This window comes from Streptomyces sp. NPDC051677 (assembly GCF_044453465.1).
Taxonomy (GTDB): Bacteria; Actinomycetota; Actinomycetes; order Streptomycetales; family Streptomycetaceae; genus Streptomyces.
Genome location: NZ_JBITCT010000118.1, coordinates 1 through 9,360 on the forward strand (window position 1 = coordinate 1; position 9,360 = coordinate 9,360).

Genomic DNA, 9,360 nt, shown 5'->3' on the forward strand with positions numbered 1-9,360 from the left:
GCATGGGCATGACGAGCAGTCGCCCCGGACGAGTATCAGTCCCACGATCGAGCGATCACGAACCGGGGAAGATCGGACTTAACGTCCACTCAGACGCGCAGGCACCGAGCCAGCCGCAACGAAGTGGGATCATGGACTCGGGAGCGGGGGCGCACCCGAGCTGTGAAGGACCCCCGCCGTGGGACGCCCCGACAAGGCCGCGCGTGCGGCCATCGCGCGCCGCCGCTCGGACGCCATCGATCTACGTCTCGCCGGCGTGGACTGGCTGACGATCGCCCGCAAGCTCGCCGCCGACCCGTCCGTCAACTCCGACGGCATCGCCTACCCGCAGGGGTACGGAGTCGAGCGGTACCGCAAGAACCAGGACCCTCCCACCAATGAGGCCCTGATTCATGCCGCCTGCCGGGACGTCCGCACCGCACTCGCCGACCGCCGTGCCGAACTCCACGACGACGTCGACGAGCTGCGCGCACTGGAAGCCGACCGACTCGACCGGCTGTTCTTCGTCGCCTACAAGAAGGCCGTCCGCGAACAGGACCTCGCCGCCATCGACCGCACATTGCGGATCATGGAGCGCCGCGCACGGCTGCTCGGCCTCGACGCGCCCGCCCGGACGGAACTGTCCGGCCCGGACGGTGGACCGGTCCAGGTCGAGAACGTGACCGTCGACGAACTCGAAGCCCTCATCTCGCTCACCGATCCGGACGGCGAATGACGCCGCGCGACCACGAGAGCGTCGTTGCCCACTACAAGTCCCTTTCGCCGGCGCAGCGCCGCACCATCGCACGAGCCGCGTCGCCCACGCTGCGCGCGGAGCTGGCACGCGCCGAACGCCAACTCGCCATGGACAGCTCCCCAGGTGCGCTCGCCGCCGTCCTCACCGGCGGACGTGAGATGCAGGCCCCGCACCTGGATCTCATCGACCAGGCGTTCATCGACATGGCCGCAGGCCGATGCGACCGCGTAATGCTGACCATGCCCCCGCGGCACGGCAAGAGCCGACGCGCCTCCCGCTGGGCACCGCTCTGGTACCTGCGACGCAACCCCGGCCACCGCATGATGATCGCCAGCTACTCCGCCGACCTGGCCGACGACCACGGCCGATGGATCAGGGACGCCATCTACACCTGGGGCGACGACCTCGGTATTCAGCTCGCGCCCGGCAGCAAGGCCGCCAACCGCTTCGACATCGTCGGCGGCGAAGGCGGGCTCCTCGCTGCTGGCATCGGAGGCGGCCTCACCGGACGCGGCGCCCACATCGCCATCGTGGACGACCCGGTCAAGGACATGGCCGATGCGGACTCGCCGACGATGCGCAAACGCGCCTGGGACTGGTGGACCTCCGTAATACAGACCCGACTCGAACCGACCGGAGCCATCTGCCTGATCCAGACACGCTGGCACGAAGACGATCTCGCCGGGCGCATCCTCGCCACCGAGCGAGACGCCTGGCGCGTCATCGACCTCCCGGCCCTTGCCGACAGCCCCGATGACCCGCTCGGCCGGGCACCCGGCGAGCCGTTGTGGCCCAAGCGATTCGACGCCGCTCACCACGCCCGAACCCGCAAGCGCGTCGGCGAACGAGTCTGGGGTGCCCTATACATGCAGAAGCCGAGGCCGCCAGAGGGAGGCGTTTGGAAGCGCGAGTGGATCGACACCGCCAGGATCAACGCCGTCCAGTTCTCCGGCCTCGACATGGCACGCATTGTCGTGGCTGTCGACCCTGCCGGCGGAGAGTCCACCGTCGGCGACGAAACCGGCGTGATCGGAGTTGGCCGGGACTTCGACCGGCAGCTCTACGTCCTCGCCGACCGATCCGGCTCCATGGGCGCCAACGACTGGGGCCTTGCCGCCTGTCGCCTGGCCCTCGAACTCAAGGCAGACGCCATCGTGGTGGAGAAGAACTACGGCGGAGACATGGCGAGGCAGATCGTCACCCAGGGATGGGAGCAGCTCCGTCGTGAGGGCGTCACGAAGGGCCTGCTCATGCCCATGATCCTGGAAGTCACCGCCAAGGTCGGAAAGCGCCTGCGCGCAGCACCCGTGGCCCAGCTCTACGAACAGCAGCTCGTCCACCACGTCGGCGAATACACCGAGCTGGAGGACCAGATGGTCACCTGGGTCGAAGGGATGGACAGCCCAGACCGTATGGACGCGGCGGTCCACGGATTGACAGAACTCGCCGACCCGGACCAACTCGACACGCTGCCAACCGACATCGATGACGACCGCTTCGACGGCCGCCGCTGAGCGGGGCCAGCACAACTGCCGGAAACGGCCCCAAGAGGAAACTGCCCGGCCAGTGGGCCGTCTCGCCTGGTAGTGACGCGGAAAACTTGCCGCACCGCGAGACCTGCATCAAGTTTTACGTGTCATACGTACCCCTGCGTGGCTCCCACGTGGCTATGCTCGGGAGCGTTGCACACTCTCGTTTCGGTGTGCACTGTGATCGAAGGTGCGGGCACCGGCCGCCAAAGATTGCCGTCCTGAACGGCCGGTACCCATCGGGCTACTGGTCGCCGAAGTGGCTGCTCAGCCAGAAGACGATCTGGACGAGTAACCAGACTCGGCGGCCAGTGAGCCGTCGCCTCGGCTTCGCGTGGTGTCCCATTCCACTCTCCCTTCACCGTGAGGCGCCCGATCGCACCGGACGTGTGAGCGGGCGAGCGGGATGGGCAACCGACAGCCGTGGCAATGCGACCCTATGCATTGGCTCCCCGCCATGAGGCGCGTTTCCCCAACTCTGCGGATATCTGGCGCACTTCGGGGGACCTCCACTTGGCTGCGGACCGCCTTGGCAGCCTCCTGATCATGAGGACTCGGGGGGTGCGAGCATCGGCATGTGCAGTCTTCTTATGGTCGTTGCGTGCCTCACCGGCTGCTCAGCTGGAACCAGCAAGCCGAAACCGGAGGACCAGCGCACCGCACACCTCAACCGCGTACGGGAGACGTACCGGCTCGGGCGCAGCGAGGGTCTGGCCTTGCAGCGGCAGAAGATCGCCGACGGCGTGGCACCCGCCCATTCCAGCCCGAGCGAGAAGGAGTGCGCCGACCGATGGGACCAGCTCGGCGAGGACGAGCAGAGCGCAGGCGATCATGGTGGCTTCCTGTCCGCGTGCTCCACCTTCCCGGCGCCGGGACTTCCGGGGTACGACGAAGCAGTGACCGAAGCCAGCGGGAGCACGTCGAGACCGTAACGCGGTTGGCCTGTGGCCTAGTCGCCGAGCATCAGATGCGCGGGGAAGTAGCAGTCTCCTGTGTCGTTTGCATGCCCCTTCTGCGCATGGCAGCTCGTCAAGCCGCACCCGGTCATCGAGGACGTAGAGCACGTCGGTGCCGTCGACCGTGAGGAAGGCGGTCCCCTCGTTGAAGGCGGATGCGGCACCCGAGCTGAAGCCGTTGACACTGATGAATAGCCCGAGAGCGTTCTTCCCCTTCCGGCGTACCTTGTCGTTGAACAGCATCAACGGCCCGGCCTCGACAGCACCCTTCAGCCATTTCGCTTCCAGGATGTAGTCGTCTGTGCCGAAGGTGATTGAGCCGTCGATCTGCGGGAATTCAAGGCCAAACCCGAGGCGGGGCTGCATGTCGAAGAGCTCGAACAGCGAGAAAAGGAACGACTCGAAGGCGCGACCGGCACCCTGTCGGTCGGTGTCCATCTGTAATCGCAGGAACTCCTCCTTTAACTCGCTAATTATCCGCGTTTGAATATATCAAATAGGTACCTCGTTGGATCGGGGAACGCCCAACCGACATACTGGTGAGGCGCTTGCAGCCTGCTCCACCGAGACGTCCACGGATCGATATCGCTACTCAGGCGGTGGAAATTTCCAACTTCGACCAGCAGCCGCTGATCACCTACTACGACTAGCTCATCCTCATCCACGACACTGACACGGAAGTGCAATGTCGGCTCCGTAAAACGGACCATCCAACCCATCCCCCAATGGGGTATCCCAATGGTCGATGTCATGACCTTGAGATGCAGCTTGAACGTACCGTCTGGGGCATCACCCCCGAAGCCCCAGTTCCCTGACTCTTGATACCCGATCATCTTACGAAAGTGCGTCGTGCTATCACGCAGGATCACTTCAGCCTTGAAGTGTCCAGCTACATCGAAGGCGGCTTGCGCTTCCAGCTCGTAGTAGCTCCCATTCTTGGCGCGCACTTCCCAGGCGCCAGGAAGGATTTTAGTCAAGTCTTTGATCATATTTCCCCCACCCCCCATTTACTCTTCCCGTTCAGTTGACCACCAAACGGAACTACCAAGCTCCCTGGGGTGCTTCATGCTGTACGCAACACTTGACGAACTCCGAGGCCGTCTGGACTGGGAGCTGGACAACGATGAACTTCGCATCGCGGTAGGTGCGCTGGTGGACCGCTTAGGAACTTGTGGGCTCGTACGGCCGCGATTGACCCAAGGAAACGGTGCCCCGCCTGGTGAAGACGCTCGTACTGAAAGCCGCAGCGCGCTACATGCGCAACCCCAACGGCTACGCACAGTCGAGGGCCGGTGACGAGACGCTGGCCTGGTCGGACGCGCGCGGCCGAGACGCCGGCAGCGTGTACTGCACCCGCGATGAGATCCGGCGACCTCGCCGGGCGCAAGCGCGGCATCTGCAGCGCGGTCGTCTCCGCCTGGGGCACGAAGCTCCCGCACCGCGGCGCGGCGGCCTCAGGTTGAGGGCAGGTCACTCCGTCTACGCCGTAACCTGATCTTGCGGCGCGGGGCCGACTGCCGGAGGGGCGCTGTGGGCCTGCGCGAGCTGATCACCGACGTCTGGAGCTGGCTGGACTACAAGCCAGTCATGGCCGACCCGCGTCGGCCGGGCCGCAACGCCTGGGCGGAGCTGACCTCATCCTGGGTCCCCGACGAGGATTTGCGGCGCCTGGCCGCCTACCGTCTGCTGGCCGCGTACGACTCCAACCAGGCTGGCCAGGTCGCCGCGATCACTGGGGACGACGAAGCCGGGACCGAGCGGCGCGAACTGGGAGACGCCTCGAAGCTGGTGGATACCGCGCTCGGCTACCTTCTCGGCTCCGAGCAGACCATCACGGTCGCGGGCGCGGAGCACGCAGACGACGAGCCGACGGACGAGGCCGCCATGGCGCTGGCCGTTCAGGACAAGCTGAGGGCGTGGGCTGAGAAGGAGCTGCTGCCCCTGCGTATCCAGCAGGCGGAGCGGACCGCCATCCTGCTGGGCGACGCGGTCTACGGCCTCGCCTGGGAACCGGCGAAGGGCCGCGTCCTACTGCGGACCTGGGACCCGGGCCTGTACTTCCCGGAGTGGCCGGAGGACGGCGAGCAGGACGGTGCCGAGTTCCCGATGCGCGTACATCTGGCCTGGGAGCTGCCGGAGGATAAGCGGCGCGGCCTGAAGGCCCGGCTCCGCCGGATTACGTACGAACTCGGGCCGATCGTCCCGGCCACCCGGCGCGGCACGGCGAAGGACGGCACCGCGGTACGCGAGTACGTCTACGCCGACGACGGCGAACCGGTCCTGAGCAAGGGTGACTCCCTCAACAGGGAGACGGGGGCGATCACCCGCACTTACCCGTGGGCTCCCGGCCGACCGACCCCGTGGACGTGCTACCTCACCGACGCCGAATGGGATCTGGACGACCTCAAGTACGCCGATTTCCTCTACGACCTGCCCATGCACAAGGCCACCTACCGGGTCCGATCAGACAGTGAAGTCCTCGACCGCCTCGACCTGATGGTGGACTTCATCCCCCTCGTCCACGTCACCAACTCCATCCCGTCCAGCGGCGAGCACTGGGGCAAGCCCACCGTCGCCACCCTCCTCCAGGCCCTGGATGAGCTGTCCGCCACCGACACCGACAGCTCCGGAGCCTCAGCCACCACCGGCTCGCCGATCATCGGCCTGGCCGGGGCACGGCTTCCCATCGACCGCGCCACCGGCCAGCCGCTCCCGGTCAAGGTCAGGGCGGGAACGGTGTGGCAGCTCAACGACAACGGGCGCATGGACGTCCTCGACACGTCGGCCCAACTCGCCGAACTTCGCGCCCGTGTCGACCACATCCTCGACCGGATCGCAGCGAACAGCCGCCTCACTGCCGCCGGCCTCGGCACCCTCGACCCGACCGCCCTGCCGTCCGGGTACGCCCTACAGCTCGCACTGGGCCCGCTGGACTCGCTCGTCGCCTCCATGCGATTGGTCCGCAGCCACAAGTACGCCGTGTTGCTGCGCATGGTGCAGCGGCTTCACCAAGCGGGACAGGCTGAGGGCTGGCCTGCAGGGGAGTCATTGCCTGCTCGGCTGATGTGGGGCCCGCACACCCCGACCGATCGCGCCGCCGTCCTTGACGAAGTGGTCAAGGGCGTTGGGGCCGGAGTGCTGTCCGTCGAGACTGGCGTACGGATGTTGATCGACGCTGGATACCCCATCGACGATGCACAGGCTGAGATCGAACGCATCCAGTCCCGAGCCTTCGAGGCCGCCGCTCGGCTCGCCGACGCGACGGGGGACAACGCAGCCGTGCGCAGGTATCTCGGGCTACCAGCGGCTGACTCCGGAATACCCGCGATCCGGGCGGTGCCGCCTGAGCCTGATCTCTCATAAGTAGGGTCAGGGCATGACCAGTGCAACTTCGGCTCAGCAGACATTTGTTGACCACGCGGCGCTCGCCGCCGATCCGTACACCGTGTACGCACAGTTTCGCGAGAGCGGGCCCGTCCACCGAATCACCGGGACGGACGGGCTGCCCGCCTGGCTGGTGACCGGCTACGACGACGTACGCCAGGCACTGGCCGATCCTCGGCTGTCCCTGGACAAACGCAACGCGGCACCCGGCGGCTACCGGGGCATGGCTCTGCCGCCGGCGCTGGACGCGAACCTGCTCAACATGGACCCCCCGGACCACGCCCGCATCAGGCGCCTGGTGTCTCGGGCTTTCACTCCGCGCCAGATCGAGCAGTTGCGCGAGCCGATCCAGCGCACCGCCGACCGACTGCTGGACGCCATCGCCCCGCAGGAACACGCGGACTTGATCGGCTCGTACGCGGCGCCTCTGCCGATCACGGTGATCTGTGACCTGCTCGGCGTGGCCCCGGCCGACCGGCCCGACTTCCGGGCCTGGACCGATGCGCTCGTCGCCCCCGACCCCGCGCAGCCCTCCCGGGCCAGGGAAGCCGTCGGCAGCATGCTGGCGTTCTTCACCCGGCTCATCGACGCCAAGCGAGCCGTCCCGGCAGACGATCTCCTCTCCGCGTTGATCGCCGTACGCGACCAGGAGGACCGGCTGAGCGAGGACGAGTTGATGTCCCTGGCCTTCCTCATCCTGGTCGCCGGATACGAGAACACGGTTCACCTGATCGGCAACGCGATCCTGACCCTGTTGCGCCACCCCGCTCAGCTGGCCGAGCTGCGCGGCGACCCCGCCCAGCTGAGCGCCGCAGTAGAGGAACTGGCCCGATACGACGGCCCGGTCCCCCTGGCCATCCGGCGGTTCCCGACCGAGGACATCACCATCGGCGGTGTGACCATCCCCGCCGGCGAGACCGTCCTGCTCTCCCTCGCCGCCGCCCACCGGGATCCGCGCCGCTTCACCGACCCGGACCGCTTCGACATCGGCCGCGATGCCACCGGCCACCTCGCTCTCGGCCACGGAATCCACTACTGCCTGGGTGCTCCACTGGCTCGGATGGAGACCGAGATCGCCCTGGCTGCACTCTTCGCCCGCTTCCCCGACTTGACCCTCGACGTGGCACCGGGCGAGCTGCAATGGCGGCCCTCGATGCGATCCCGCGGACTACTCGTCCTTCCGGTCCGCACCGCCAATGTGACTGCGGCCACCGACAGTGCTTGAGGCCTTATCCGATCCAGAGCACCAAAGGGCACGTAGTTGGCTGGAGGCCCTCAACGTGAGGCCTGAGGGGTGCGGAGCGATGACTACACTGATCTCTGGCGCGGGGGCGCTGGAGACCTGTGGATGGTTCACGCATGACGCGCCCCTCACTCCCCAATCCGCTCGAACCGGTCGGGCACCGCCGGGACGGGCGGCCGATCTATCCGATCCTCGGAGCCTCGCCAGAAGACGACTCCAACAAGCCCGGTGACGAAGACGGCGCCCCGAACGGCGGCGTCACGCAAGAAGACCTCTCGCGACTGCTGGCCCGCGAGAAGACCCAGGGCGGCCGGGCCGCCGTGAAGAAGCTGCTCGGCGACCTCGGTTTCGACAGCTCCGAGGCGCTGACCGAGTTCATCACCACGAAGCGCGACGCCGAGCAGGCCGCTCTGACCGAGGTCGAACGCCGCGAGCAGGTCGCCGAGGAGAGACTGAGGTCAGCTGAGACGCGTGAGACGCAGGCCCTGGCCAGGGAGCGCGCCGCCATCCGACGAGCTGCCCTCGGAGGTCTCGGCGCGACGGGGGACGACCTTGATGACGCGGTCCTCTTGATCGACCGCGCCCTGCACGACCAGCCCGACGTCGACGAGGCGGCTGTTGCCGCTGCCGCTGAACAACTCAAAGAGCGACGGCCCGAGTTGTTCGGCCCCGGCCGGGAGACCGTGCAGCCTGCTCCGGGCGGATCTCCCGCCGGCGGACCGCCGAAACGCGGAGTAATTCCACCCCGGCGAGGAGCGGCGGGGCTCGAAATGGCTCGGCGACGCGGGCTCATCAGCGACTGACCACGTCAACGACACATGGCCGTGGGACCACGCCCCTCCAACCGTGGACGCCCTTCCGTGACCGGGTCGGGCTGATCAGGGACCACGCCCGGGCGCGGCTCAGCCGTCGTCATCTCGTGGACACCGCCCCTGCAACTCGCGCCGGGAGGAACCCGATCCGCACCCACGAGGGAGACATCGTGAGCGACTACCAGGTCCTCACCACCACCACGACGGTCACCGACGACCGGACATGGCTCGCTTCACTGGACGGCGTCCACGAAGCCCAGACGATCACCGTCGACACCAGCAAGCTGACGGCAGGCACCCACTACACGCTGGGCACGCAGAACCAGCCCCGCCACATCATCAAGTCCGGCATCCCACTCGGCAAGATCACCGCATCCGGCCTGTACGCGCCCTACAACGCCGCGGCCAGTGACGGCACTCAGATCCTCGCCGGATTCCTCGTTGCCGAGACCGCGTTCACTCCTGGCTCTGCGAAGACCGCGGGCGCACTGCTGTGGCGCGGCGAGGTGTACGCGTCGAAGCTGCCCGTCGCCTTCGCGCTCCCTGCCGCCGCGAACACGACCGCATTCATCCACTACCGGTAAGGAGGCAGACACCATGGCCCTTGAGTGGACGTTAAGTCCGTTTCTCGTAGCGACCTCGTCCGGGTTGGGTGAGGAAGCCTTGTCGGACGAGGCGTCCGAGGCGGCTGCGGGTGACG

Annotated in this window: 8 protein-coding genes; 6 read left to right on the forward strand and 2 right to left on the reverse strand. The window is 67.1% G+C overall.

Annotated features, from left to right (window positions below):
* Window positions 1-178 precede the first annotated feature (178 nt).
* Together ACIBAF_RS48750 and ACIBAF_RS48755 are read left to right on the forward strand one after the other, a co-directional pair.
* The gene (locus ACIBAF_RS48750; protein ID WP_399473228.1) at window positions 179-715 is read left to right on the forward strand and encodes a hypothetical protein; all 537 of its coding nucleotides are present in this window, start codon (window positions 179-181) and stop codon (window positions 713-715) included.
* Window positions 712-2,250, forward strand: coding sequence for a terminase large subunit domain-containing protein (locus tag ACIBAF_RS48755; protein ID WP_399473230.1), 1,539 nt, complete (start codon window positions 712-714; stop codon window positions 2,248-2,250). Before ACIBAF_RS48750 ends, ACIBAF_RS48755 begins: the two co-directional genes overlap by 4 nt.
* A 632-nt stretch (window positions 2,251-2,882) precedes the next feature.
* On the opposite strand, the gene ACIBAF_RS48760 is transcribed toward ACIBAF_RS48755, so the two are convergent.
* Entirely contained in the window at window positions 2,883-3,659 is a 777-nt protein-coding gene (locus tag ACIBAF_RS48760; RefSeq protein WP_399473232.1) for a hypothetical protein, read from the reverse strand.
* A 35-nt stretch (window positions 3,660-3,694) separates the two neighbouring features.
* Window positions 3,695-4,210: a hypothetical protein gene (locus ACIBAF_RS48765; RefSeq protein ID WP_399473234.1), complete on the reverse strand. Its 516-nt coding sequence runs from the start codon at window positions 4,208-4,210 to the stop codon at window positions 3,695-3,697.
* Window positions 4,211-4,751: 541 nt separating this feature from the next.
* Between ACIBAF_RS48765 and ACIBAF_RS48770 the strand changes: the two genes are divergently transcribed.
* The 4 genes from ACIBAF_RS48770 (at window position 4,752) to ACIBAF_RS48785 (ending at window position 9,244) form a co-directional block, all read left to right on the forward strand.
* Window positions 4,752-6,584: a hypothetical protein gene (locus ACIBAF_RS48770; protein WP_399473236.1), complete on the forward strand. Its 1,833-nt coding sequence runs from the start codon at window positions 4,752-4,754 to the stop codon at window positions 6,582-6,584.
* A 13-nt stretch (window positions 6,585-6,597) separates the two neighbouring features.
* Window positions 6,598-7,830: a cytochrome P450 gene (locus ACIBAF_RS48775; RefSeq protein ID WP_399473238.1), complete on the forward strand. Its 1,233-nt coding sequence runs from the start codon at window positions 6,598-6,600 to the stop codon at window positions 7,828-7,830.
* Window positions 7,831-7,964: 134 nt separating this feature from the next.
* Window positions 7,965-8,651, forward strand: coding sequence for a hypothetical protein (locus ACIBAF_RS48780; protein ID WP_399473240.1), 687 nt, complete (start codon window positions 7,965-7,967; stop codon window positions 8,649-8,651).
* Between the two features lie 179 nt (window positions 8,652-8,830).
* Window positions 8,831-9,244 carry a head decoration protein gene (locus tag ACIBAF_RS48785; RefSeq protein ID WP_399473242.1) on the forward strand — a complete coding sequence of 138 codons (414 nt, stop codon included), beginning with the start codon at window positions 8,831-8,833 and terminating at the stop codon, window positions 9,242-9,244.
* The last annotated feature ends 116 nt before the right edge of the window (window positions 9,245-9,360 follow it).